The sequence below is a fragment of the Faecalicoccus sp. genome (assembly GCF_036552745.1).
Classification (GTDB): domain Bacteria; phylum Bacillota_I; class Bacilli_A; order Erysipelotrichales; family Erysipelotrichaceae; genus Faecalicoccus.
Genome location: NZ_JAXKBY010000076.1, coordinates 1 through 24,487 on the forward strand (window position 1 = coordinate 1; position 24,487 = coordinate 24,487).

24 protein-coding genes, 2 tRNA genes and 1 pseudogene are annotated in these 24,487 nt (G+C 40.6%); 22 read left to right on the forward strand and 5 right to left on the reverse strand.

Translation table 11 applies throughout. The features are described from left to right. From U0M88_RS03745 to U0M88_RS03795, 11 genes and pseudogenes are all read left to right on the forward strand, one after another. Window positions 1–244: pseudogene (locus U0M88_RS03745) on the forward strand (D-alanine--D-alanine ligase family protein); the annotation flags it as partial. Further along, window positions 238–1,392 (forward strand): alanine racemase, encoded by a 1,155-nt coding sequence (alr, locus tag U0M88_RS03750; RefSeq protein WP_117446598.1) that lies wholly within the window; start codon window positions 238–240, stop codon window positions 1,390–1,392. The pseudogene U0M88_RS03745 and the gene alr, both read left to right, overlap by 7 nt. Before the next feature lies 1 nt (window position 1,393). After that, window positions 1,394–2,404 (forward strand): acyltransferase, encoded by a 1,011-nt coding sequence (locus tag U0M88_RS03755; protein ID WP_022790321.1) that lies wholly within the window; start codon window positions 1,394–1,396, stop codon window positions 2,402–2,404. Beyond that, window positions 2,401–3,966, forward strand: coding sequence for an NAD(P)/FAD-dependent oxidoreductase (locus tag U0M88_RS03760; protein WP_195222550.1), 1,566 nt, complete (start codon window positions 2,401–2,403; stop codon window positions 3,964–3,966). The genes U0M88_RS03755 and U0M88_RS03760 overlap by 4 nt, the downstream gene beginning before the upstream one ends. 26 nt (window positions 3,967–3,992) lie before the next feature. Next, on the forward strand, window positions 3,993–4,514 hold the full coding sequence (locus U0M88_RS03765; RefSeq protein WP_331868957.1) for a YqeG family HAD IIIA-type phosphatase: 522 nt from the start codon (window positions 3,993–3,995) through the stop codon (window positions 4,512–4,514). Then, complete coding sequence (locus U0M88_RS03770) at window positions 4,507–5,586, forward strand: GTPase (protein WP_195222548.1); 1,080 nt, start codon at window positions 4,507–4,509, stop codon at window positions 5,584–5,586. Before U0M88_RS03765 ends, U0M88_RS03770 begins: the two co-directional genes overlap by 8 nt. Further along, window positions 5,586–5,876 (forward strand): YhbY family RNA-binding protein, encoded by a 291-nt coding sequence (locus tag U0M88_RS03775; RefSeq protein WP_022790317.1) that lies wholly within the window; start codon window positions 5,586–5,588, stop codon window positions 5,874–5,876. The genes U0M88_RS03770 and U0M88_RS03775 overlap by 1 nt, the downstream gene beginning before the upstream one ends. After that, window positions 5,873–6,895, forward strand: a complete 1,023-nt coding sequence (locus U0M88_RS03780; protein ID WP_331868958.1) for a nicotinate-nucleotide adenylyltransferase — start codon at window positions 5,873–5,875, stop codon at window positions 6,893–6,895. The genes U0M88_RS03775 and U0M88_RS03780 overlap by 4 nt, the downstream gene beginning before the upstream one ends. Before the next feature lies 1 nt (window position 6,896). After that, window positions 6,897–7,235, forward strand: a complete 339-nt coding sequence (gene rsfS / locus U0M88_RS03785) for a ribosome silencing factor (protein ID WP_205141593.1) — start codon at window positions 6,897–6,899, stop codon at window positions 7,233–7,235. Further along, a complete protein-coding gene (locus U0M88_RS03790) occupies window positions 7,165–7,926 on the forward strand; it encodes a class I SAM-dependent DNA methyltransferase (RefSeq protein ID WP_331868968.1) in 762 nt (253 codons plus the stop codon). The genes rsfS and U0M88_RS03790 overlap by 71 nt, the downstream gene beginning before the upstream one ends. 1 nt (window position 7,927) lies before the next feature. Further along, window positions 7,928–8,605, forward strand: a complete 678-nt coding sequence (locus U0M88_RS03795) for a 5'-methylthioadenosine/adenosylhomocysteine nucleosidase (protein WP_331868959.1) — start codon at window positions 7,928–7,930, stop codon at window positions 8,603–8,605. A gap of 68 nt (window positions 8,606–8,673) precedes the next feature. On the opposite strand, the gene U0M88_RS03800 is transcribed toward U0M88_RS03795, so the two are convergent. Beyond that, window positions 8,674–9,879, reverse strand: coding sequence for a MalY/PatB family protein (locus tag U0M88_RS03800; protein WP_331868960.1), 1,206 nt, complete (start codon window positions 9,877–9,879; stop codon window positions 8,674–8,676). A 136-nt stretch (window positions 9,880–10,015) separates the two neighbouring features. On the opposite strand from U0M88_RS03800, the gene nadA reads away from it, so the two are divergent. Genes nadA through U0M88_RS03825 form a run of 4 tightly spaced genes read left to right on the forward strand, consistent with a single transcriptional unit; the run spans window position 10,016 to window position 14,449 of the window. Then, a complete protein-coding gene (gene nadA, locus U0M88_RS03805; protein ID WP_331868961.1) occupies window positions 10,016–10,924 on the forward strand; it encodes a quinolinate synthase NadA in 909 nt (302 codons plus the stop codon). Continuing rightward, window positions 10,921–13,053 (forward strand): L-aspartate oxidase, encoded by a 2,133-nt coding sequence (locus tag U0M88_RS10380; protein WP_442902231.1) that lies wholly within the window; start codon window positions 10,921–10,923, stop codon window positions 13,051–13,053. Before nadA ends, U0M88_RS10380 begins: the two co-directional genes overlap by 4 nt. A 1-nt stretch (window position 13,054) precedes the next feature. After that, window positions 13,055–13,555, forward strand: coding sequence for a transcription repressor NadR (locus U0M88_RS03820; RefSeq protein WP_331868962.1), 501 nt, complete (start codon window positions 13,055–13,057; stop codon window positions 13,553–13,555). A 9-nt stretch (window positions 13,556–13,564) separates the two neighbouring features. Beyond that, the gene (locus U0M88_RS03825; RefSeq protein WP_331868963.1) at window positions 13,565–14,449 is read left to right on the forward strand and encodes a CPBP family intramembrane glutamic endopeptidase; all 885 of its coding nucleotides are present in this window, start codon (window positions 13,565–13,567) and stop codon (window positions 14,447–14,449) included. A gap of 228 nt (window positions 14,450–14,677) precedes the next feature. Here the strand turns inward: U0M88_RS03825 and U0M88_RS03830 are convergent. Further along, window positions 14,678–14,753, reverse strand: a tRNA-Ala gene (locus U0M88_RS03830). 27 nt (window positions 14,754–14,780) lie between these two features. Continuing rightward, window positions 14,781–14,857, reverse strand: a tRNA-Ile gene (locus tag U0M88_RS03835). Window positions 14,858–15,273: 416 nt separating this feature from the next. Between U0M88_RS03835 and ftsX (U0M88_RS03840) the strand changes: the two genes are divergently transcribed. From ftsX (U0M88_RS03840) to U0M88_RS03865, 6 genes are all read left to right on the forward strand, one after another. Continuing rightward, a complete protein-coding gene (gene ftsX / locus U0M88_RS03840; RefSeq protein ID WP_331868964.1) occupies window positions 15,274–16,173 on the forward strand; it encodes a permease-like cell division protein FtsX in 900 nt (299 codons plus the stop codon). Further along, on the forward strand, window positions 16,170–17,537 hold the full coding sequence (locus tag U0M88_RS03845; RefSeq protein WP_022790611.1) for a murein hydrolase activator EnvC family protein: 1,368 nt from the start codon (window positions 16,170–16,172) through the stop codon (window positions 17,535–17,537). The genes ftsX (U0M88_RS03840) and U0M88_RS03845 overlap by 4 nt, the downstream gene beginning before the upstream one ends. 12 nt (window positions 17,538–17,549) lie before the next feature. Further along, window positions 17,550–18,233, forward strand: coding sequence for a cell division ATP-binding protein FtsE (ftsE, locus tag U0M88_RS03850; RefSeq protein ID WP_117446584.1), 684 nt, complete (start codon window positions 17,550–17,552; stop codon window positions 18,231–18,233). Next, window positions 18,230–19,132 (forward strand): permease-like cell division protein FtsX, encoded by a 903-nt coding sequence (gene ftsX, locus U0M88_RS03855; protein WP_331868965.1) that lies wholly within the window; start codon window positions 18,230–18,232, stop codon window positions 19,130–19,132. Before ftsE ends, ftsX (U0M88_RS03855) begins: the two co-directional genes overlap by 4 nt. 15 nt (window positions 19,133–19,147) lie before the next feature. Beyond that, entirely contained in the window at window positions 19,148–20,590 is a 1,443-nt protein-coding gene (locus tag U0M88_RS03860) for a S41 family peptidase (protein WP_304001379.1), read from the forward strand. 89 nt (window positions 20,591–20,679) lie between these two features. Further along, a complete protein-coding gene (locus U0M88_RS03865; protein WP_117446581.1) occupies window positions 20,680–20,862 on the forward strand; it encodes a hypothetical protein in 183 nt (60 codons plus the stop codon). A 42-nt stretch (window positions 20,863–20,904) separates the two neighbouring features. On the opposite strand, the gene U0M88_RS03870 is transcribed toward U0M88_RS03865, so the two are convergent. Continuing rightward, window positions 20,905–21,219 carry a hypothetical protein gene (locus U0M88_RS03870; RefSeq protein WP_117446580.1) on the reverse strand — a complete coding sequence of 105 codons (315 nt, stop codon included), beginning with the start codon at window positions 21,217–21,219 and terminating at the stop codon, window positions 20,905–20,907. A gap of 365 nt (window positions 21,220–21,584) precedes the next feature. Beyond that, window positions 21,585–22,853 carry an IS30 family transposase gene (locus U0M88_RS03875; protein WP_331868966.1) on the reverse strand — a complete coding sequence of 423 codons (1,269 nt, stop codon included), beginning with the start codon at window positions 22,851–22,853 and terminating at the stop codon, window positions 21,585–21,587. Window positions 22,854–23,081: 228 nt separating this feature from the next. On the opposite strand from U0M88_RS03875, the gene U0M88_RS03880 reads away from it, so the two are divergent. Continuing rightward, complete coding sequence (locus tag U0M88_RS03880; RefSeq protein ID WP_331868967.1) at window positions 23,082–24,332, forward strand: peptidoglycan bridge formation glycyltransferase FemA/FemB family protein; 1,251 nt, start codon at window positions 23,082–23,084, stop codon at window positions 24,330–24,332. Window positions 24,333–24,487 lie beyond the last annotated feature (155 nt).

Genomic DNA, 24,487 nt, shown 5'->3' on the forward strand with positions numbered 1-24,487 from the left:
GTTTAAAGAAGCCCAGGCGCTTGCGTATCGTACCTATCGTGCGATGAATTGTACCGGTCTGGCTCGTGTCGATATGTTTTTGACAACCGAAGGTGAAGTCATCTTAAACGAATTGAATACGATTCCGGGCTTTACGGCAACCAGTCGTTATCCTTCCATGATGAAAGAAGCCGGGCTTGCATTTCCAGATCTGATTGACCGTTTGATTGAACTGGCCATGCAAAGGAAGGTCGGCGTATGTTAGAAAGCTACAGCCGGTGCTGGACAGAAATTGATTATGATGCGATTGCACACAATGTCGAAGAAATTCAAAAGCTTGTGGGCGATACAAAGATCATGGGCATCGTCAAAGCCAATGCGTATGGACATGGTGATGTGGAATGTGCTAAGGCTCTACAAAAGGTCGGTGTTGATTTTTTCGGGGTAAGCAGTGTGGATGAAGCGCTTCATTTACGTCAAAACGGGATTCATGATTCTATCTTGATCCTTGGCTATACACCGCCGGAGCATTTTCATTACCTCATAGAACAAAACATCATTCAGTCGTTAGTATCGTATGACTATGCACAAAAGCTGGATGCCTATGCCAAAGAGGCCGGCACAAAGATCCGCTGTCATTGTAAGGTGGATACCGGTATGTGTCGAACGGGTGTGATTTATCAGGTACAAGAAAAGAATATGGATCAGATTCTTGCCGAATATCGAATGGAGCACCTTATAGTCGAAGGAATCTTCTCGCATTTTCCGGTCAGTGATGATCTGGGACAGGAAAGTGCCGCTTTTACCAAGAAACAGATCGAACTGTTTGAAGAAGTGTGCAGCAATTTAAGAAAAGAAGGAATCGATCCGGGAATCCGTCATATCCAGAATAGCTATGGGATATTGAATTATGGGGACCTAAAGATGGATTATTGTCGTCCGGGGTTATTATATATGGGCGTTACAAGTGATGATGCGATTCCAATTGCCTCTAAACCGGATTTTATTCCGATTCTTAGCTGGTATGCCAATGTCAGTTTGGTCAAGTGGATCCAAAAAGGGCAGAGTGTCAGCTATGGGCGACATTTTATCGCCACGAAACCAACGAAGGTTGCGACGGTTTCTGTCGGCTATGCCGATGGACTGCATCGTTTAGCATCGAATTGTGGTTTAGAAGTTTTGATTCATGGACAGAAATGTCCGATTATCGGCAATATATGCATGGATCAGTGCATGGTCGATGCGACACAGGTAGATGACGTGAAAGAGGGGGATGTTGTCGTACTTGTGGGTAAACAAGGTGATCATCGAGTTACGATTGATGAGATTTCAAGAAAATCGCAGTCCATCAACAATGAAACTTTGTCAGATATTGCCGGAAGAGTTCCCCGATTAAGAAGGAGAGAAAAATAAAATGGTGAAGAAGCAGTACGCTGCTGTTGATATCGCAAAGTATGTCAGTGCTTTATTAGTTGTATGTATCCATACGTTTCCTTTCATTGATATCAATGAAATGCTGAATACGTATTTTATTCAGACGATCTGTCGTCTGGCCGTTCCTTTCTTCTTTATGATCAGTGGATATTTTCTATTTCGTAAGATTCATAATGAGGAAGAAGATAAGGATGTTTTAAAAAAGTATTTATTTCGCTTATTAAAAATTTATTTGATCTGGACCGTAATCTATTTGCCTTATACGATCTACAATTATGTACAGGCGCAATCGGGCTGGATGGGAATCTTTTCGTATTTACGTGATTTTCTTTTAAACGGTTCGTATTATCATTTATGGTTTTTACCGGCCTTAATGACAGGAACGTTGATCGTGTATTACCTGTATCATAAAAAGGGTATGTTGTTTACCTTGAAGATTGCGTTATTGTTGTATGGAATCGGCTATCTTTTAAATATCTATGCGCCTTTGTGGGAACAGATTCCGTTTATCAGTTTTTTATTCAGTTTTTTCACAAAGACCATGACAACCGCAAGAAACGGCTTCTTCTTTGCACCGATCTTTATCGGCATCGGAATGTTGTTGGCCAAGACAAGACGAATTCCATGCCGTGTGGCACAGTTGGCATTTGTGATCAGCTTTGCGTTGTTGGTGATCGAAGTGACCCTGTATATCCTGACCGGCATGATGCATGATTTGGCCTGCATGTATTTAAGCTTGATCCCGGCTACTTTCTTTTTGGGAAATTGCCTGTTGACATCCAAGATCGCCTATAAGCCATCGTATCGAAGCTTGCGGGAAGATTCCTTATTGATCTATACGGTGCATATTTTATTTGCCCAGCCGTTGTTGTCGCTTTTACCAAATGCACATATCGTTGTCTATTTTCTGACGATTGCCTGCTCGCAAATCTTTGCGACTTTAGTGATCCGATATAAAGAAAGGGTGCCGCTGTTAGAGCATTTAGTATGATACGAATTACTCAAATCAAGTGTCTTAATGAAAATGAGATTGAGACACAGATCTTAAAAAAACTTCATATTTCAAAAAAAGATCTTTTATCGTGGCAGATTCATCGAAGAAGCATCGATGCTCGCCATCAAAAGATCCTTTTTTCGTATATTGTCGATGCCTGTGTGCGAAAAGAAGAGCGCTTTTTAAAGCTGAGGGATGTGAGTGTGACACCGGATGAAACGTATGTCAATGTCCCTTGTGGAACCATGCCTCTAAAACATCGTCCCGTAGTGGTCGGCTTTGGTCCATCCGGAATGTTTGCGGCTTTACTGTTGGCAAGACAAGGCTATAAGCCAATCGTGCTGGAACGAGGCAGTCAGATCGATCGCAGGCAAAAAGTCGTACAGGCATTTTGGAATGGAGATGATCTTGATCCGGAGTGCAATGTACAGTTTGGTCAGGGAGGTGCCGGTGCCTTTAGTGACGGAAAGCTGACAACAAGGTCAAAAGATGCCAGAGCCAGAAAGGTACTGGAAGAGCTGGTTGAAATGGGGGCTGATCCGGATATTTTGATCGATGCGCATCCACATATAGGAACTGATGGTTTCGTACCAGTATTAAAGAAGCTGCAAGAGACGATCGAAACTTTGGGTGGTACTTTCTATTATGATACTGCTTTACAAGATTTGATCGTAGAAGATGGAAAACTGCATGCGATAGAAACATCAAAAGGAAGAATTCTCTGTGAACAGCTGATCTTATGTATAGGCCATAGTGCCACAGATACAGTACGCATGTGTGCCAAAAGAGGAATGCTTATTGAAAATAAACCGTTTGCCGTTGGTGTGCGTATCGAGCATAAACAATCCTTTATCGATCAGTCTATCTTACGTGAAATGGCCGAAGATGATCGTTTTCGACCGGCCCGTTATCAGCTTTCCATGACGGCACAAAATCAAAAAGGTGTTTATTCCTTCTGTATGTGTCCGGGCGGTTATGTGATCCCAAGTTCTTCATCGATCGGACAATTAGTGATCAATGGCATGAGCTATGCCGATCGAAGTGGTGAAAATGCCAACAGTGCATTGTTGGTTCAAGTCAATGCATCCGATTATGGAACGCATTTGTTTGCCGGTCTGGAGTATCAGGAACAATTAGAGAAAAAAGCCTTTGCGATGGCCAAAGACTATCGAGCCTGTGTGCAGCTCAGCAAGGATTATCTGGCCAATCGAATTTCCACCGGTTTTGGAAATGTGCTTCCGACTTATCAAAGAAAGACGACTTTTGTGGATCTGAATCAGCTGTTTAGTCCGGCCGTCAATGCCGCCTTACATGAGGGATTATTATATTTTGAAAAAAGAATGCCGGGCTTCAGCCTGCAGGATGCCGTTTTAAGTGCTGTCGAATCCAGAAGCAGCTCCAGTGTACGACTTGTCAGGGATGCCTCTTTGCAGTCTAATATTCAAGGTATCTATCCTTGTGGAGAAGGATCGGGCTATGCCGGAGGAATCATGACCAGTGCCATTGATGGAATCAAATGTGCGGAAAAGATGATTGAATCTTTTGCGAAACCACTATAAAATAGGTAAGAAAAAAAGGAGGCACTATGTCATTATTTAAACCGGATTACTATATTTCCAGCTTTCAGGCAATGGATATAGATCGATTGAAAAGAGCAGGGATCCGATTGTTGCTATGCGATATTGATAATACGCTGATGGCCTATAATGAAGCAGTGCCGAATGCCAAAGTGGTGGCGTTTATCGATCGCATCAAGGCACATGGCATTGAAGTCGCATTGTATTCCAATGCTTCTAAAAAAAGAGCGTTTCGCTTTGCCACGGATCTTCATGTTTCACAAGTCTATTATTTGTCTTTAAAGCCGCTGCCTTTTAAATTCTGGAAGGTCATTAAGGCACATGGCTATACCAAAAAAGAAGTCGCGATTTTAGGCGATCAGCTGTTTACCGATATGTTAGGCGGCCATTTGGCCGGAATCTATACGATCTTGACAGCGCCGATTTCTAAAATCGATCGATCTTCAACCAAATTTACACGAAAATTTGAAAATTTAGTTTTTAAGCATTTAGAAAAAAGTGGTTTCCGGAAAGGAGGATTTGATGGCTAAATACTGTAAAGGATGCGGTGTAGCACTGCAGAATGAGGATCCAAACGGGTTGGGCTATGTTCCGACATTAGACGCCAATTTTTGTCAACGTTGTTATAAGATTCGCCATTATGGAGAAGTTACGATCAACATGCAGCAGGGAATTGAATCCAATCATACTTTGGAAAAGATCAACAAGATCGAGGGAACGGTTTTCTGGATCGTGGATTTGTTTACCTTTGAAGCCAGCATGATCTCTCGATTAAATCAAAAGCTTCCCGGCAAGGATATCATCATGATCTTGACCAAAAGAGATGTACTTCCTAGTACGCTCAGCGATGAAAAAATCCTGGCTTTTGTACAGGAGCGTTTGAAAGAAGAAGGTATCCAGGTCAAGGAGATACTGATCTGTGGTTATCTTTTAAAACATGATGAGGAAAGTACACGAAATCTTTCTCGTATCGTAACAGCCATTCAAAAGTACAGATGTGGAAAAAATGTAATTTTTATGGGTGTGGCTAATGCCGGAAAATCAACCATCTTAAATCGTTTGATGGCTTCGAAAGATCTAACGATTTCAAGAAATCCGGGAACGACACTGGATCTGGTTCCACTAGTACAGGAAGATTATACGATCTATGATTCGCCGGGCATTGAAAATAAACACAGTATTTTGACCATATTACAGCCAAAAGACTTAAAAACTGTGATACCGGTCAAACCGATTCGTCCTTTAGTGTCGCAGATCTTTGAAGATCAAAGCTATGCGGTAGGCGGCCTGGCAAGATTGGATGTTGTGGTCAAAGGAAAGGCAACGGTGGTTGGCTATTTTTCCAGAAGTCTTCCGATTCATCGAGGAAAGCTTTCCAATGCCGATGCCTTATGGCAGAAACATTTAAATGGAATGCTCGTACCTTGTGTGGATACTTCGCTTTTGACCATGCATACTTTCCATTCACCGATGAAAGAAGACGGTAAGATGGATGTGGTCATTCATGGTTTAGGCTGGTTTTGTGTCAGTGGTGCCATACAAGATGTGTATGTACGTGTTCATAAAGGAATTCAAGTAACATTTAGAAAGGCGATGATTTAATGATCAGTGCACAAAATAAAAAAACACTTCGTAAATTAAGTATGTCGTATCGTCCGCTTTTTCAAATCGGAAAGGATGGACTTAGCTATAATATGATCAAATCCCTGAATGATTCTTTAGAGGCGCATGAGCTTGTCAAATGCTCTTTGTTGAAGACAAGTCCGATCGATGTTCGAGAGGCAGCGATTGAATGCTCTTCGCAAACACACAGTGAGATCATTCATATCGTAGGGCGTACTTTTGTTCTGTATCGCAGAAGCAAAGAAAATAAGTTAGGTTTAAAGAAATGAAAATCGCATTATTAGGCGGCAGCTTTGACCCGGTTCACTATGGACATCTGCAAATGGCAAAAGAGGCCATGCAGGTCTTAAAGGTGGATGAAGTTTGGTTTATTCCTGCCAAGAAAACGCCGCTAAAGGATCGTATTTTGACATCGGATACGGATCGTCTTGCGATGTTAAAGATCGCATTAGCCGATTTTCCACAATTTAAAGTCAATCCGATCGAGATGCAAAGAGAAGGAATCAGCTATACGATCGATACGCTGGAAGCTTTGCGCAAGCAGTATCCATCTTATACGTTTTACTGGCTGATTGGTAATGACCAGTTGGAACAGTTTGATCTTTGGAAGGACCCGGATCGTTTGGTACAACTGGCATACTTTGTCTGCTTTGATCGTGATGGAAAGCTTGCCCAAACAAAATATCCGATCCAACAGTTTCATATGGAACCGATGCCGGTTTCCAGCAGTGAAATACGAAAAGGAAATAAATTAAATTACCTGGATGAAGAAGTCTTGCGATATATTTATCAACATCGTTTGTACGTCAAAGACTTTATTAAGGAAAGAGTGAGTCCAAAGCGATTCTCACACAGTGTTTCTGTTGCTCATCTCTGTGAGGAGTTTGCCAAAGCCCATGATCTGGATACACAAAAGGCATACTATATCGGCCTGTTTCATGATGTGGCCAAAAATCTTTCCAAAGAGGTTATGGAGCCATGGATGGATTGTATCTGTCCGGAAAACAAGAAATATCCGGTTGCGGTATGGCATGGGTTTGTCGGTAGTGAGATCATAAAACGTGTTTTCTACATACACGATGATCAAATCAGTCATGCAATCTACCATCATGTCTTAGGAACGAGTCATGATCCTTATGCGATGATCATATTTTGTGCGGATAAACTCGATCCTTTACGAGGCTATCCTGTCAAAGATTCTATTGCCTGTGTCAAACAGGATCTGGTAAAAGGATTTGAAATGGTACAGGAAGAAAACCGAAAATATTTGAAGGGAAAGGGAAACTAACTTGGAAATCAGAGAAGTTATTTTAAAGGCAATCAGTGAGAAAAAAGGATATGATATCAAAGACTATGATACAACCAGTCTTACTCCTTTTATGGATCATATGATCATTGCCTCCACCAACAATACACGTCAGAATTATTCGATTTGTCAAAATATCAAAGATCGTTTAAGAGAAAATGGATATAAACTGGATTTTAAAGTCGAGGGTGATGCCGATTCTCGCTGGCTTTTGATCGACCTGAAGGATATCGTAGTTCATTTGTTTGTTCGTGAAGAAAGGCAGGTGTATCAGCTGGATCGCCTGTATGCCGATGTTCCGGTTGAAACCTATGATCTATGATACTTTAGCATCGTACTATGATGCTCTGGTCAAAGATGAAGAAGCGACTTTATCATGGGTACATTGGATCGAATCCTTTCAAAAGCCATGTTCCATGTTGGAGTTAGCCTGCGGCAGTGCCGAGATCACACAGGTTTTATCCCATCACGGATTTCAGATGACGGCCCTGGATCTCAGTCAGGGAATGATTGATCAGGCAAAACGTAAAGACAAGGAACTAAAGATTCAGTTTGAATGCCAGGATATGCGAAATTTATCAAATTTGCCAAGCTTTGAATCAATTGCGTGCCTATGTGACAGCTTTAACTATATTTTAGAAAAAGAGGAAATTGTTTCCTTTTTTAAAGAAGTTCATGACCATTTACAACCAGAGGGTATCTTTTTCTTTGATAGCCATTCGTTAGATCGATTGGATGAGTTTTCTGAAGAATTCAATGAAACCGGTCATATCGAAGATGTGGATTACCAATGGTCGATTACCAGTGAAGAAGAGATAATCTATCAGGATTTTGCCTTCTATAAAGAAAATGGGGAAGTTATACAGGAGCATCATATGCAAAGAGTGTATGATCCTGAATGTCTAAAGGAAGCTTTACATCCCTATTTTTACATCGAATCGATCAAAACTGATTTTGATTTAGAAGGCATACAACCGGGAGAAAAGTATTTTTTTGTATGCAGGAGGAAATAAAATGATTGGTATTGTGGCAGCGATGGATGTAGAAGTACAGGCGATCATGGAGCTTTGTGAGATCACCCAGGAAAAAACGATTGGAAATGTAGCTTTTCATTATGGAAAGCTTGCTTCTAAGGATGTTGTGATATGTAAAAGCGGAGTGGGAAAAGTAGGAGCTGCCATGGTAACTACGATCCTTTGTCTGCATCATTCGTTGGATGCCCTTATCAATATCGGAACCGCCGGCGGTCTAAAGGAGCAGCAAAAAGTGTTGGATATCGTCATCAGCAAGGATGTCCTCCAGGCAGATTTTGATACCAGTGCTTTGGATGGACCGGAAGGTTTGGGTCTTCGTTTTCATGCAGATGATCATTTATTGGTCAAAGCGCAGGAAGCGACACAGGAAAAAAACATTTGTTATCACATAGGAACGATCGCATCGCAGGATTTATTCATGTCTCGAAAAGAGGACTTTGATAAGCTGATGTCTAATTTCCCGGATTCCATCTGTTCGGAAATGGAGGCCGGGGCCTTGGCACAGGTTGCGACTTCTTTTCAAGTTCCATTTGTGATCGTACGCTCTTTAAGCGATGTTGCACTGCATCATGATAATTCCATGGAGTTTTCCACATATGTGAAACATGCCAGCAGGCAATCGAGTCTGATGGTACGATCCTTTGTGGAAAAGCTTTAATTTTCTTTAACTATTCTTATACTAGAAAGAGGCGACAATTTATAGGATTAAATTGCGCCTCTTTTACTTTAGATATCATTTGAGTTAAACACGAAATCTGATAATCGCTGCATGGCTTCTTTGACTTTAGAAAACGGTAATGCCAAATTCATACGAATCGTATTTTCTTTCTGGAAAGGTCTTCCATCCTGCCATAATACACCGACTTCTATTCCTTTTCTGAGCAGTTCATCAAGACTGGTTTTCTGTTCCTCTAAATATTCTGTGCAATCCAGATACAACATATAGGTTCCTTGTGGCCTGGCCACTTTAATTCCTTTAAAGTGAGATTGGATATAGTCGAGTGCATAGTCGATATTGTTTTGAATCGTTTCACAAAGCTCTTTTACCCATTCTTTTCCTTCCTTGCTATAAGCACCTAACAATGCATAAATGGAAAAAATGTTTGGTGAATTATAATGAGATGCGTTTTCTACACGTAAAACTTCTTCTTTGATGATAGGATTATAAATAATATGGTAGGAGCCTACAAGGCCGGCCAAATTAAAGGTTTTAGATGGTGCGTATAAGGCAACCGTTCTTCCTCGTGCATCTCTGGAAATAGATTGTGTTGGGATATGTTGATGACCCGGCAAAATCAAATCGCTCCATATTTCATCACTGATGACGATACACTGGTTGCTTCGATAAACCTCCATGGCCTTTTCAATTTCTTCTTTTTCCCATACACGACCGGTTGGATTGTGTGGTGAACAAAAGATACAAACTTTAATTTGATGGGCTTTGATCTTACGATCCATATCTTCATAATCCATACGCCAAATTCCATTTTCATCCTGAATCAAATCGGAGTGAATGATCGTTCGATCTAAATTCTTTAAAGTCTTGGTGAAACCAATATAGGTGGGCGCATGAACCAAAACGGGTTCTTTTTTAGCGGTATAAGCTTGAACAACACTGCTGAGGCCGCCTAATACGCCATTTTCATAGCCAATATGCTCTTTCTTTACAAGCAGGTTATTTTGTGATTTCTGCCAGGAGATAATCGCATCATAATAAGCATCCGGAATCGTAAAATAACCAAAGTGAGGTTCATTTAAACGTGAAAAAATAGATTCTTGAATGGCAGGAAGTACCGGAAAGTTCATGTCGGCTACCCACATCGGAATCTTTGGAAATTCCTCTTTGACTGTCGCATCCGAGATAGGCAAGCTGTCAACGGCCAAGGCATCGTGTCCTTCTCGATCAAGAATCGTTGTAAAATCATATTTCATTTTCATCTCCCCTTTTATGATTAAGTGTATCATGTTTTCTTTGATTCGAATCAAAGTATTCTTTTAAATTTATTGTCTTGTCAGTTGACTTTACACATTGTATAATGTCCTAGACAATCTTCAGGAGGATACCATCATGTCAATGAAGGAAGATATACAAAAGCTAAAACAAGAGAAGAATGCGATTATTTTAGCTCATTATTATGTTGAAGGAGATGTGCAGGATGTTGCAGATTTTGTCGGTGATTCATTTGCACTGGCAAAAAAGGCAAAGGAAACCGATGCACAAATTATCGTTTTTGCCGGTGTTCGCTTTATGGGAGAGAGTGCCAAGATCTTAAATCCAGATAAAAAGGTACTGATGCCGGATATGAATGCCGATTGTCCTATGGCACATATGGCGGTTGTTTCCAATATTCGTAAGATGCGAAAAGAAGTTGATGATCTTGCGGTCGTCTGTTACGTCAATTCAACGGCTGAACTAAAAACATTGAGTGATGTCTGTGTGACCAGTTCCAATGCGGTAAAGATCGTCAGGAACTTACCACAAAAGAATATTTATTTTATCCCGGATCAGCATTTGGCCTCTTTTGTAAAGGAACAGGTTCCGGAAAAGAATGTGATCTTAAATGATGGTTATTGTATTACACATCATCGCATCTCTAAAGAGGATGTTTTACAAGCAAAAGAAAAGTATCCAAAGGCATTGGTCTTAGTGCATCCCGAATGTAAAAAGGAAGTGGTTGAGCTGGCCGATTATGCCGGCAGCACGGCAGGGATTTTACAGTATGCGACTAAGAGTGAGCATACCGAATTTATCATCGGTACCGAGATGGGTGTGCTCTACGAACTGAAAAGACAAAATCCGGACAAGAAATTTCATATCATGAGCGATAAGCTTGTCTGTGTCAATATGAAAAAAGTGACCCTGGATAAAGTGTATGATGTCTTATCGCATGAAAAAAATGAAATCGTGTTAGATGAAGAAGTTATGGTCAAAGCTAAAAAGTCCATGGATGCGATGTTGGAGATGGCCAAGGCATGAATGTGATTCAAACCGATATTTTGATCGTAGGAACAGGCTGCAGTGGACTCTTTGCGGCTTTACATGCGCCCAAGGATAAAAAAGTGCTTTTAATCTGTAAGACGACTTTGGAAGAAAGTGATTCGTTTTTGGCACAGGGTGGTATATGTGTACTGAAGGATCCATCGGATTATGAAAGTTTTTTTAAGGATACGATCAGAGCCGGTCATTATAAGAACCGCAGACAGTCTGTGGATATCATGATTCAATCCTCACCGGATGTCATTGCTGAGTTGGAAAGCTATGGCGTTCGATTCACAAAAGATGAACAGGGACATTTTGTCTATACCAAAGAAGGCTGTCATTCACATCCTCGCATCTTGTTTCATGAAGATATTACAGGTAAAGAGATCACTTCTCATTTATTAGAGGAAGCAAAGAAACGTAAAAATCTGACGTTTATGGAAAATACCACGATGTTGGATATTTTGGAAGAAGACAATACTTGTTATGGCATAGTTGCGAAGAAAGAGGAAGAGTTGTTTGCGATACAAAGCGACTTTACCCTTTTGGCAACCGGAGGAATCGGCGGACTCTTTAACAATTCTACAAATTATCCGCATTTGACCGGAGATTCGTTAGCCATCAGTCTTCGTCATCATATCGCACTGGAGAATCCGGATTACATTCAGATCCATCCGACAACGCTGTATTCCAAGAAAAAAGGAAGACGTTTCCTGATCAGTGAAAGTGTGCGCGGGGAAGGGGCAAAGCTCTATGATAAATACGGCAAACGGTTTGCCGACGAGGTTTTGCCAAGGGATCTTTTAACACAGAAAATCTATCAGCAGATGAAAAAAGATGATACGCCCTTTGTATGGTTGGATATGACCGTGCTGGGTAAAGAACAAATCCTTTCTCACTTTCCGCATATCTATCAACATTGCCTGCAGGAAGGCTTTGACTGTACAAAAGAATGGATTCCCGTTGTGCCGGGACAACATTATTTTATGGGTGGTATTCATGTCGATGCGTATTCCAGAACGACGATGGATCAATTGTATGCGATCGGCGAAACCGCATGTAATGGTGTGCACGGGGAAAATCGTTTAGCCAGCAATTCCTTACTGGAGTCTTTGGTCTTTGCCCGAAGAGCTATGAAGGATCTAAGCATCAAAAAAGCGAAAATATGTTTAAATTTTGAGAACCTGATTCAAACAACCATGAAAGATCTAGATGTTACAATATATGCATCGATGGTACGAGAGGTTATAAACAAGAAGAAAGAAGGTAGAAAAATGAATTCTATTACCATGTCCATGAATGTGGATACTTTGATCTTACAGGCATTGCGTGAAGATGTAACAAGTGAAGATATTACCACCAATGCGATCATGAAAGGATATCAATCAGGAAGTGTACAGCTGATTTGTAAGGAAGATGGCATCATTGCCGGCCTTCCGGTCTTTGAAAGAGTTTTCCAACTGGCGGATTCTAAGACAGAAGTGACTTTCTTTTTCAATGATGGGGATCATGTACACAAAGGAGAAGTCGTTGCGGAAATCTATGGGGATATTCGTTCTTTATTGACGGCAGAAAGAACAGCATTAAATTATCTGCAGAGAATGTCAGGCATTGCGACCTATACAAGACAGACGGCCGATCTTCTAAAAGGAACGGGCATTCGTTTGTTGGATACCAGAAAAACAACGCCGAATATGCGTGTATTTGAAAAATATGCGGTAAAAGTCGGTGGAGGTTATAATCATCGTTATAACTTGAGCGATGGAATTCTTTTAAAGGATAATCATATCGCTGCCGCCGGAGGAATTCGTCAAGCGGTGGAGCTGGCCAAAGAATATGCCTCCTTTGTGCGAAAGATCGAAGTTGAAGTTGAAAATATGGACATGGTCAAAGAAGCCGTAGAGGCCGGTGCGGATATCATCATGTTGGATAATATGAGCGTTGAGCAGATGAAAGAGGCTGTACAGTATATTCAGGGCAGGGCCTTAGCGGAATGCAGCGGAAATGTCACAAAAGAAAACATCGCCGCTTTAGCATCTACCGGTGTGGATTATATTTCTAGCGGGGCTTTGACACATTCCTCTAAGATCCTTGATCTTTCTTTAAAGAATCTAAAAGCGGTGTAATATGAAAAAAGAAGAACGATTAAAAACTTTGGAGCAGAAGCTGAAGGAAAGCCCGCAGCCTTTATCTGGAGATAAGCTTGCGAAAAGTCTTCATGTATCCAGACAAGTCATCGTGCAGGATATCGCTTTACTTAGGGCATTGAACATGCCAATCATTTCCACAAACAGAGGCTATATCTTGCCCAATCAGGAATATTCGATGGTAGTCAAGGTCAATCATTCGATGGAGCAGATGCAGCAGGAGCTTGAAACAATCGTTGATTGTGGGGCGACGGTCCATGATGTATTTGTGGAACATGCGACATACGGAAAACTGGAAGCCAAACTTTCTCTTTCCAGCCGCCGAGATGTCAAAGAGTTTCTAAACCAGATTCAGCAGGGAAAAAGCCAGCCTTTGAACAATTTAACGCAAGGCATTCATTATCATACGATTACCGCTCGTTCGCAGGATATTTTGGATGAGGTCAAAAAGTCTTTAGACAAAATGGGCATACTTTGTTAGAATGAGCCTATGCAGATAGCACTTTTCACAAAGGCAAAAAAAGAATTTCGCAATATCTCCGCTTTGATGTTGATGCATGGGATCTTACCCTACATTTGTTTAGCGGTATTTTCCTTTCTGATGCGTTTTTTGCCTCTTCCATTTTACGGAAGATATCAAATCACGATTTTATTAGCTTATCTTATTCCGATGTTCTTGACAGCTTTCATGGCCGGAATAGGGGCAGTGTGGCTGCGTCCTTCTTTTGATGGATTGTCAAAGAAAGTAAAAGGAATGGGAAAATATCTGATTTTTCTATTGGGGTTGAATTTCTTTTGTTCGATCACATATTCTTTGATTCATGCGATCCTAGGCATGATACATGGCTCTGTTGGCAGTGGAATACAGACTTTTTTTACCGGAAACATACTCTTTGATGGTTTGATTATTCTCTATATTGTTCTTCTGGGGCCTTTATTTGAAGAAATCTTATTTAGAGGTGTCATACTGAGAACTTTAGATCGATATCATAGAGTGTTTGCGATATTGGTCAGTTCCATGTTGTTTGCGATGATGCACTTAAACCTTCAACAAGGCATTACTTCATTTTTTATTGGATGTTTTTTGGGGTATGTAAGCTTAAAAGAGAATTCTATGCGTATTCCTATTCTTTTGCACATCTTAAATAATTTGGTCGCCTTACTGATGAGTGTTCCTATTCTTTCAATTTTATGTTTATTGGGAATGTTTGCCTGCTTTGTCGGAATGGTTTATCTATTATATAAATATGGAAACCGAATTTCAGAATTGTTTAAACAGGAATATTGCACGTACAGATATGGAAAGATGTTTTTTACTAGATGGACGACCATCTTGTATATAATCTTCTTTGTAGGAGTTGTTGTGTTCCTGTAAGGTGATGAAGTTTATTAAGATAGGAATGATAAAAAATCTATGAATGGATCACACATTGAAAAAGCTGGTGATATCAAAGGGAGAACTAGAATTGGCTCTCCCTTTTTTGATGGTATGATTTGAATTTCTTAACGAAAAAGATTTCTAAAGGATAAGGTCTTATGAATCATCACTTGATAAAAAGATATAAATAAAAAAAGTCCTTTAGCTAAAGGACTTATTGACATATGGTGGAGCGTAGGAGGATCGAACTCCTGACCCCCTGCGTGCAAAGCAGGTGCTCTCCCAGCTGAGCTAACACCCCACAAAAGTGGTTTTGCAGAAAACAAAATGGTGGGCCTGAATGGATTTGAACCAGCGACCTCACCCTTATCAGGGGTGCGCTCTAACCAACTGAGCTACAGGCCCATTTGCTGACTGCTCAATAATAATAGCATTTGCTACTGTATGTGTCAAACATTTTTTCAAAAAATTTATAAAAATTTTTAAGCGTGTTTTCATGGTATAATTTCATTTTATAGCCTATAGAACAACTGTGTCAAGTGTGCTATGATGAACAAAGATAAAATCTAAGCTTCCAAACAAAAATAACATCTCTGACTAAGATGTTATCCTTGTTTCATATTTATTGTTTTTTAGGAGAGAGATATGAAGGGTTTTTAACGTGTTCCCTGAACACACTTATACTATAAGGGAAAGTTTTCAAATAAATAATAGATTATCATGTGAAAGTATGTGAGGCAAAAGCGTATTTTGTAAAATTATGGACTTTTTTTGGTTTTTTTTCAAGTATGATATAATGTCAAAGATTGGATGTGGGATAGATGCTTTTATTCTTTAAATGTTTACCACGATTGTTCCGTCAGGCTAATAAAGATATGCGGCGTCATTTTGCGCTGACCTTTTCTTCGATCTTGGTGATTGGGATTGCGTTGTTGATCTCTATGCTGATGATCGTACTGGCATGGAATGTTTCGGGTTTTACAAAAAATATAGAAGAACAGCTGGTCATTCAGGTTTCTATCAATCCGACAATGAGTGAAGAGAATATTCAATCCTTGGAAGCTGAACTGAAGGATATAAAAGGGGTAGATAGCGTTCGGTTCAGCGATAAGGATGAAGAGCTGGATCAGCTGATCGAAGATTATGGCGAAACCTTTGAACAATATGCAGGCGACAAAAATCCACTCTATGATGTATTTATCATCGAGTTAAGCGATAATACACAAATCGATTCCATCACCGGCAAAATCAGTAAGATGGATGGTGTTGTGGAAGCTACTTACGGAACTGGTGCCGTTAATACGATGGTGCATTTATTCGCAAGTCTTCGTTATGGGGGATTGATCTTTATTGTAGCACTGATCTTTTTGTCCATTTTCCTGATTCGCAATACGATCAAGATGACCATTCAGGTGCGAAAAGATGAAATTCGCATCATGCGACAGGTTGGGGCGGCTAACTGGTACATTACATTTCCTTTTATGCTGCAGGGAATGTTAAGCGGTTTTATCGGTGCTTTAGGTCCTTGTTTATTATGTGTATTTGGATATACTGCGTTATATCAGTCCTTTGGTGGAATGTTTATGTCGGATATGTTTGTTTTGATCAAACCATTTCCGTTTACTTTAATTATCAGTGCCATACTACTGGCCATCGGTGTATTTGTAGGGATGATCGGTAGTTATTTGGCAAGTCGAAAGTATTTGAGGTGGACACGATGAAAAAAAGAAATCTAATCAGTCTTTTATCCGCAGGCGCTTGTGCATTGGCTTTTGCGATGCCGGTTCATGCGGAGGATTATTCAAATACCGATGCGTGGGTCGCACGTTGTTCGCAGCCGCAATCATCTGCAGACGGTGTGAAAGCATGCCAGGCTTTTCAGGATTATCAGCAGCAGCGCTATGATCAGCTGCAGGAAGATATCAAACAATATAGTAAAGATATCGCTTCTTTAGAAGAAGATACAGATAAGATGGAGCAGCTGGCCAAAACGCAAAAGGAACTGCAGGAACAGCTGGAAGGACAGATCCAGGAAAAGGAAAGTGCCATTCAGAAGATTGAAGAAGAGATCAAGGCTCTGGAACAAAAGATTCAGGAGAAGCAGGAAGAAATTGATGCCTGGGATGAACAGATCAAATCCAGAATGCAAAATGAGCAGTCCAGCACGGGTACGAATATGTTGATCGATCTGGTGATGGGTTCGCAGGACTTAAATGACATGCTTCGTCGTCTTTCCGGTATTGAAAGAATTACGGAAGATGATCAACATCAGATTGAACAGCTGAATGAATTAAAGGAACAGCTGGATCTGCAAAAATCAGAACAGGTGCGTTTAGAAGAAGAGACCAAATCGCAGCAGGATCAGTTAAAATCGCAACAGCAGCAGGCTAAAGAGCTTGAAGAATCGTATAATCAGCTGGTTGAGCAGTATGAGCAGCAAATGGCACAGTTGCAGGCGGCCAAGCGGGCGGCGTTCAACGATATTGAATCCATTCGCTCTAATATGATTTCCGTAAGCTATTCGGGAACGTTGGTCAATGTAGCCGGCTTTGTTTCACCGATCACCGGTGGTCGTATGTCGGCCGGTACATGGGCATATCCGGGAGGCGGATTGCATTTAGGTATGGATTATGCGGTACCGATTGGAACACAGGTCGTAGCACCAGCCGATGGGGTTATTTTGTATGCCAACAATCCTGCTCCCAGTAACGGAGGCTATCTGGGGAACTGGACAGGTTATCCATATGGTGGAGGAAATACCATTGAAATGGTCTGTATGGTCAATGGAACAACATATGCGGTAAGCTTTGCACATTTGTCACGCGAAGGCTTTGCGGTTAGTGCCGGACAAAGCGTCAGTCAGGGGCAGGCTATCGCATTGACGGGAAATTCAGGAAACTCCAGTGGCCCTCATTGTCATATTGAAGTCTATAATTTAGGAAATATGAGTTTGGAAGAGGCGGTATCTCGCTTCTCTTCATCCGCTGATTTCGCATGGGGTACCGGTTGGAATTCGACGGCGACAGCCTGTGAAAATGGATATAGTACGCCGTGCAGGGAAAGACCGGAGAAATTCTTTGGATAAGGAGTCGTGTTTATGATTGAATTAAAAAATGTCACAAAATCATATCCCAATGGAGTTCATGCGTTAAATCGAGTGTCTTTGACAATTGAAGATGGCGAATTCATCTATATCATCGGTCCTACCGGATCGGGAAAAAGTACGATCATTAAGATCTTGAATGGTGAAGAGGTGACGGATTCTGGTCTTGTATTGGTCGATGGAGTCGATGTGGGATCTTTAAAACACAGAAAGGTTCCGTATTATCGTCGAAATATCGGCTGTGTATTTCAGGATTATCGTCTTCTTCCTACCTTGACAGTACAGGAGAATATTGCCTTTGCCTTAGAGGTATTGGGTATTTCTAAAAAAGAAATTCGATCTCGTGTCGATGAGGTTTTGGAGCTGGTCGATCTTAAAAACAAGGCCAGAGCCTATCCCAATGAGCTTTCCGGAGGGCAGCAGCAGCGTGTTACGATCGGCAGAGCCATTGCGAATAACCCAAAACTGTTGATTGCCGATGAACCAACAGGGAATCTGGACCCGGAAAAATCACTGGAGATCATCGCCCTGCTGGAAAAGATCAATCAATTGGGAACGACGGTTTTGATGGTTACTCATGATATCGTACTGGTTGAGAAGTTTAAGAAAAGAACAGTGACACTGGATCAAGGTTATGTTGTGAAGGATTCTAAGAAGGGTGGATATATCAGCTTATGAAACGCTTGTTGAATCTGTTTTGGTATGAACTGAAATATGCGTTTCGCGGCATTCGAAAACATCTTCTTTTAACTTTGTCTGCCATCAGTGCGATGGCAGTTTCGACTTTGTTGATCGGTTGTTTTTTATTGATCGGTTTGCATGTGGATCACTTTGCCACCAATGTGGAACAGGACATGAGCGTGCATGTGGTTTTAGATTCTGAAGTAAGTGACGACGATCAAATCGATACCATTAAAAAAGAGATTCAAAAGCTATCTAATGTGGCTTCCGTCCGATTTTCCAGCAAAGATGAGGAGCTGGAATTGATGATCCAGGAAAAAGGAGAAGCCTTTAGCTTATATAGAGGGGAAGAGAATCCTTTATCCCATGCCTTTTTTGTGGAGGTAAAAGACAGCTCTGCGATTGAAAAAACAGCTGCCAGTATTGAGAAAATCGATGGCGTCAGTTCGGTTGCCTATGGTGGTTCCAGCGTGACGCGTTTGGTTGATTTATTGGATATGGTTCGAAAGATTGGGTATGGTGTGGCGGTTTTATTGTTGATTCTGTCACTTTATCTGATATACAATACGATACGTACAACGATTTATTCACGACAGGATGAAATCAAGATCATGCGTACAGTCGGTGCTACCAATGCTTTTATTCGCATTCCCTTTGAAGTCCAGGGAATCTTGATTGGTCTGATTGGAGCTTTAATTCCGTTTCTATTGATCTTCTTTGGATATCCGGTCGTATATGAACAATTGGATGGCGTATTGTTTGCCAGTGTTTTCTCATTGGTAAGCGTAACGCAGGTACGATGGCTTTTGGGACTTGCGATGCTTGGCTGCGGGCTTGTCATTGGTATTCTTGCCAGTTTGCTGGCAGTTGGTAAAAGCTTGAAAGCCAAACGTTAAACAAGGGGGAACAATATGAAAAAGGCAGCTAAAAAAGAATACACCTTGACGATCGTCATTGTGGTTCTTTGTTTATTATTCTTTGGCTTGGGTGTTTCGGTTCCTTTGATCTTTGATCGAAGCTCGAAACAAGAAAATACATCGGAAAAAGAAAAGTTTGATGCGATTTATTCCTTGTTGACAAACGAGTGGTATTTTTCAAAGGATGTAGAAGATCTTGATCAAAAGCTCATGGAAAAAGCCATTGAAGGTATGACAGACTTAGAAGAAGATCCGCATACACAATACTTTGATTTAGAGAGCGCCAAAGCATTTTCTGATACGTTAGCAGGATCGAATGTAGGATTAGGTATTTCCTATTTTTTAAACGATCAGGATCAATTTGTGATTCGAGACGTATTTTTGAATTCTCCGGCAGAGCAGGCCGGTTTGAAAAAAGGAGATATCATTACGGATGTAGATGGACTTTCCTGCGCAGAAAGTGACTCTCAAAAGATTCTCAAGCGCATCCAGAGCAAGGAAGGAAAAAGTATCGAGATTGTCTATTTACGTGATGGTCAATCCAATACGGTAAAGATCACACCAACAGAATATGATCAGACTGTTGTTTGTATGCTTCATGAAGACCAAGGCTATGGCGAGATCATCTTGACAAGCTTTTCCGAGCATAGCGGAGAAGACTTCTCCAAAGCTATGGCAAGATTACAGAAAGCCGGAATCAAGAAGGTTGTTTTAGATTTAAGAGGGAACACAGGCGGCTATTTGAGTGCTGCGGTAGATATTGCCAGTTCCTTATTGCCTGGTGGTAGTGTGATTTTTCAGGAGGAACAAAAGGATGGCACGACAACAAGCCAAAGTACGAATGATGACTATGGCTATGTACCAATGGATCAGATCGTTATTCTTCAAAATGATACAACAGCCAGTGCCAGTGAAGCTTTGATTGGCGCTTTGCGGGATAACTTAGCGGATAAGGTTGTAACGATTGGAACTACTTCCTATGGAAAAGGAACCGAGCAGACGACCGTTCCGTTTAGTGATGGAACCAGCATCAAATATACGATTGCCAAGTGGCTGACACCTAACGGCGATTCGATTCATGAAAAAGGCTTTACGCCGGATATAGAAGTACAACCGGAGGATGTATCAAAGATCAGCTATACGACATCTTTAGAAGAGGAAACCATCACAAAAGATACAGTGCATGCCAATGCGAGCGCTCTACAGCAGTTTTTAAAGTATCTGGGATACTCCGTTGATCGAACCGATGAATATTTCAGTCCGGCATCCAGTGAAGCATTAAAACAGTTTCAATCCGATAACGGACTTTCTCCAACCGGCGATTGTGATCCGGATACCTGGCAGGCACTAAAGCAGAAGGCATTATTAAAATATAATGAAGAAACATTAGTTTCGGATGTGCAGCGAGATCGCGCTATTCAGGAAATTACAAAGTAAGGCAGTTGTTTAGATGACTGTCTTTTTTTATTGTGACATAAATCATGTTTCTTTTTAGAGGATAATCTAAGTCAGAAACGAGGTATATGATGTTACGATTACGATTTAAGATTCGTTTATTGTTGGTTGGCATGAGTTCATTGGCACTTTATACCGGTGTGCGTATTGGCTTGGAAGCCCATGGAAACGGACTGTATTTTTTATTATGCATATTTCCATGGATATGTGTTCTTGGCTGGTCTGCCATCGGAGGTCCATTAAAAATCAAATAAAAAGCCGATTGTATTTAAAATACTTTATCGGCTTTTTACAAGTTATTCTAACCATCCAAGCGGTGTTGTATAGATATATTGCCATGTATCATAATCATGGTCATATTCTTCATAGCTGGCTTCGTAAACGATACGAACGTTAAAATCTTTATTAAAAGATAAATTCTGGTAAATCACATTGTGTCCTACGTTTTTATCATCCAGCTTCATTCCTGTCAAATCGATCATTTCATCAGATAGATCCATTTTCTCAATAGCTTGTGCAATCTCTCTTTCACTCATATCCGATTTTAATGGAGAATCTACACCATTTTTTGATAAATATTCAGGAAGCTCTTCAAATTTTTTATATTGCATATATTTTACCTCATTTCACGTATGCTATGGTAAAACGACAGGTTTAGTGATGTCAATCTTAATGCATATCCTTTTATTCTTATGGATCTTAGGCTGAAGTGAAAAAGTAAATTCCACATCCAAGACACAATTTAGAAAAGTTGAATTAAATCTTACAGAACCTCTGATTTCATAAAGATTTCAGAGGTTTTTGTTTGATGAATTCTCTCTTTCTGTTATATTGATATTGCCTGTGGGAGTTATTTCAACACCACAAAAAGAACACTGGATCTTAGGTTTTTTTAAAGTGTGAGACTAAGTTCCACTGTTCGGTTGGTTTATCGGATTTTTAAGGCTCCTGCTGCAGTTCCTGTAAGATTACAGGTCTATTTTTTTAGTAGATCCGGAGTTAGGTTGATTTGATCCGGATCTATTTTTTTCATATTCAACCTTTTCATGATGTCCTCATCCGAATGAAAAAACTCGAAGATCTCATAAGGACTTTTCCCGTGCAGATACTGTCTGCGGTATGAGTTCACGTGGGAGAAGATCAGGTCCAGATCATCCTGTGACAGAAGCCCCAGTTTCCCAAGATCTCTTTCTTTGGGGCACACATAGCGAAACAAAATATGATTGTTTTCTACATGCGGTTTCTGCCAGGATGCCATGGAATCACAGTAGAAGACCTTACAGCCGAAAGCCTCTATTTCTTCCGCCCTTACGAATTCGGATCCCCGGTCTGTCAGAATGACCTGTACATATTTTCTGAAATTCTGTTTGCCTAGATCCTCATACAGGTTGTGGATTCCCCGGAGCATATCTTCCGAAGTCTTCGTGTCATGATAGATGCCTTTCATAAAGTGACAGTCCACAAACTGGAATGTCTGGATAAAAGGTCCCCGGGAGATATCGTTGTAGACAGTATCCATTTCCACCACGGAGGCATCCGAATGTTCGGCCATATAGTTTTGATAATCCAGATAGGTACGGCCTTTCAGATACCGGTTGTCCCTGCGCGGTTTATAGACCTGTCTTTGTTTCTTTGACATTCTGCGTCCCACCTTTCTTCGCAGATCCATGTTGGTGATGCCAAATTCACGGAGCACCCCTTCATCGATATAGGTATAGATGGTCTTTTCCGAATACGGGATTTCCGGATGATTCATGAGAATGTGGGCAATCGACTGCCCCTGTTCCAACAAAGGTTTCAGGATGACTGCTAAAGTTTCGGCCTCCTTGTAAGAGATGTTCCAGCCGATACGGGAATCCCGCAGTTCGAATTCATATTCCTCCTGAGCTGTTTCGGCCGAGTAGATCTTTTTGGGGAGCTTACAGGAGGATCTGTCCGGACATCCGTTGCAGACACCGCTGGGAGAATCTTTACGCCTGCAGGGAACGGGAACACGTTTGGGACATGCATGGGGACAGAAGCCATTATATCCACATTCAGAAATAAAGATACAGTCATAGGTTCCGCTGGAGGGGACACCGGAACGGGAGAAAGGGATCATACGGGCGTGAGATTTGATCTCTTTGCAGATGGTGGACTTGTCTTTGTTCAGGACTCTGCCCAGGGAAGAGCGTGAAGCATTGTTATCAAGACCCTTTTCCAAAGAAAGACGGTCGGAAAGAGTAAGATGTTTATGGTTCGACATAGAAATACCTCCTAACAGGCAGCAGGAGATGAAGATACTATACAAAAATGTAGGAGTAAATTCACTGTTGAAATAAAGAAAGACTAAATTCAACGCTTTGTTCTTGGATGTGGAATTTACTTTTTCACTTCAGCTTATGGATCTTAGTTTGTTGATTTAATGTTCTAAATAGACTCTGAGACAAAAATCATTTATAATAAAGTGTATACCTAAAAAATGGAGGGTAAAATGAAGTTAATTTCTCTAACAAAAGAAGAATATCAAATATACACAGAACAAAACTGCAATCCGGATTTTCTACAGTCTGTCTATGCCGCCAATAAAATGTTACACGACGGATGGATCGTTGAATATTACAAGGCGGTCGAAAATGAACAGATCGTTGCGGTATTCATGATTGGTTATGTACACCTTTTGCGTTTTTTCTATTATGCCTATATCCCAAGAGGTTTCTTTATTGACTATGAAGATCAACAGGCTTTGAAAAAAGTAACGGCAGAAATCAAAAAAATGTTGAAAAAGAAAAAAGTGATCTATTTAGAGATAGATCCTAAGATTCCTTTGTACCAGCATGATAAAAATGGTGATCTTGTTCCAAATGGTTTTAACAATGAACATATCATTGAGAACATCAAGCAGGCCGGCTTTGATCATTATCCTTTAAAACAAGGCTATGATGTTTCCAAACAATGCCGATGGATCTCATTGATTGATTTAAGAGGAAAGACTAAGGAAGAAGTTTTTGCCGACTTTAGTACAAGAACCAGAAATGACATACGTACTGCACAAAAATATGGAGTAAAGGTTAGAGCTCTAAAAGAAGATGAATTGTCGATCTTAAATTATATGGAGCAGGAAGCCGGACAGCGCCATGATTTTGAGACAGTATCCATGGATACTTTTAAGACGATGCATGAAAGTTATAAAGGACACATACAAACACTCTATGCATATTTAGATTTAGATGTCTATGAACAAAGTCTGGAAACAGAAAAAGAGCCGTTAGAAAAAGAAATCAGCGAATTACATGTATTCTTAGAAAAGAATCCAAACTCCAAGAAAAAACAAAATCGCTTAAAAGTAGCGATGGAATATTATGAGTCGCTGCAAAAGAAATCTGAAGAAATTACTACACTCAGAGAAAAGTATGATAAAGAAATTCCTTTAGCCGGATCAATGTTTGTGAAGTTTGGGCGTGAGGTAGTGTATTTGTATAGCGGTATGGATTACCAGTTTAGAACTTTTAGAGGTGCTTATGCGATACAATGGGCTATGATCCAGCAAGCCGTTGATGAAGGATACAGTTATTACAATATGTTAGGCATCAGCGGTTTCTTTAAAAAAGGAGAAGATGGCTACGGTGTCTTTGATTTTAAACGAGGCTTCAACGCCTGTGTTGTTGAGTATATCGGTAACTTCACCCTTCCTGTTTGTAATCTTCTTTATAAAATTGGTATGCGCAAACAAAATAAAGAATAGAGTCAAAATCACAACTCCAATGTCATTAAGTTAAGCAAAACATGATCTTATGAGTCTTGTCTAAAATAGGCGAGGCTCTTTTATTTGTGAAAAAAAATCTAAAAAAGCTTGACAAAGAAAAAGTCGGAATCTTTAAACATAATCCGAAGGAATTA

Excerpts from the sequence above, each read along its gene's own strand:
- alr (WP_117446598.1), top strand. The coding sequence starts at position 238 with ATGTTAGAAAGCTACAGCCGGTGCTGGACAGAAATTGATTATGATGCG.
- U0M88_RS03755 (WP_022790321.1), top strand. The coding sequence starts at position 1,394 with ATGGTGAAGAAGCAGTACGCTGCTGTTGATATCGCAAAGTATGTCAGT.
- U0M88_RS03760 (WP_195222550.1), top strand. The coding sequence starts at position 2,401 with ATGATACGAATTACTCAAATCAAGTGTCTTAATGAAAATGAGATTGAG.
- U0M88_RS03765 (WP_331868957.1), top strand. The coding sequence starts at position 3,993 with ATGTCATTATTTAAACCGGATTACTATATTTCCAGCTTTCAGGCAATG.
- U0M88_RS03770 (WP_195222548.1), top strand. The coding sequence starts at position 4,507 with ATGGCTAAATACTGTAAAGGATGCGGTGTAGCACTGCAGAATGAGGAT.
- U0M88_RS03775 (WP_022790317.1), top strand. The coding sequence starts at position 5,586 with ATGATCAGTGCACAAAATAAAAAAACACTTCGTAAATTAAGTATGTCG.
- U0M88_RS03780 (WP_331868958.1), top strand. The coding sequence starts at position 5,873 with ATGAAAATCGCATTATTAGGCGGCAGCTTTGACCCGGTTCACTATGGA.
- U0M88_RS03795 (WP_331868959.1), top strand. The coding sequence starts at position 7,928 with ATGATTGGTATTGTGGCAGCGATGGATGTAGAAGTACAGGCGATCATG.
- U0M88_RS03800 (WP_331868960.1), bottom strand. The coding sequence starts at position 9,879 with ATGAAATATGATTTTACAACGATTCTTGATCGAGAAGGACACGATGCC.
- nadA (WP_331868961.1), top strand. The coding sequence starts at position 10,016 with ATGTCAATGAAGGAAGATATACAAAAGCTAAAACAAGAGAAGAATGCG.
- U0M88_RS10380 (WP_442902231.1), top strand. The coding sequence starts at position 10,921 with ATGAATGTGATTCAAACCGATATTTTGATCGTAGGAACAGGCTGCAGT.
- U0M88_RS03820 (WP_331868962.1), top strand. The coding sequence starts at position 13,055 with ATGAAAAAAGAAGAACGATTAAAAACTTTGGAGCAGAAGCTGAAGGAA.
- U0M88_RS03825 (WP_331868963.1), top strand. The coding sequence starts at position 13,565 with ATGCAGATAGCACTTTTCACAAAGGCAAAAAAAGAATTTCGCAATATC.
- ftsX (WP_331868964.1), top strand. The coding sequence starts at position 15,274 with ATGCTTTTATTCTTTAAATGTTTACCACGATTGTTCCGTCAGGCTAAT.
- U0M88_RS03845 (WP_022790611.1), top strand. The coding sequence starts at position 16,170 with ATGAAAAAAAGAAATCTAATCAGTCTTTTATCCGCAGGCGCTTGTGCA.
- ftsE (WP_117446584.1), top strand. The coding sequence starts at position 17,550 with ATGATTGAATTAAAAAATGTCACAAAATCATATCCCAATGGAGTTCAT.
- ftsX (WP_331868965.1), top strand. The coding sequence starts at position 18,230 with ATGAAACGCTTGTTGAATCTGTTTTGGTATGAACTGAAATATGCGTTT.
- U0M88_RS03860 (WP_304001379.1), top strand. The coding sequence starts at position 19,148 with ATGAAAAAGGCAGCTAAAAAAGAATACACCTTGACGATCGTCATTGTG.
- U0M88_RS03865 (WP_117446581.1), top strand. The coding sequence starts at position 20,680 with ATGTTACGATTACGATTTAAGATTCGTTTATTGTTGGTTGGCATGAGT.
- U0M88_RS03870 (WP_117446580.1), bottom strand. The coding sequence starts at position 21,219 with ATGCAATATAAAAAATTTGAAGAGCTTCCTGAATATTTATCAAAAAAT.
- U0M88_RS03875 (WP_331868966.1), bottom strand. The coding sequence starts at position 22,853 with ATGTCGAACCATAAACATCTTACTCTTTCCGACCGTCTTTCTTTGGAA.
- U0M88_RS03880 (WP_331868967.1), top strand. The coding sequence starts at position 23,082 with ATGAAGTTAATTTCTCTAACAAAAGAAGAATATCAAATATACACAGAA.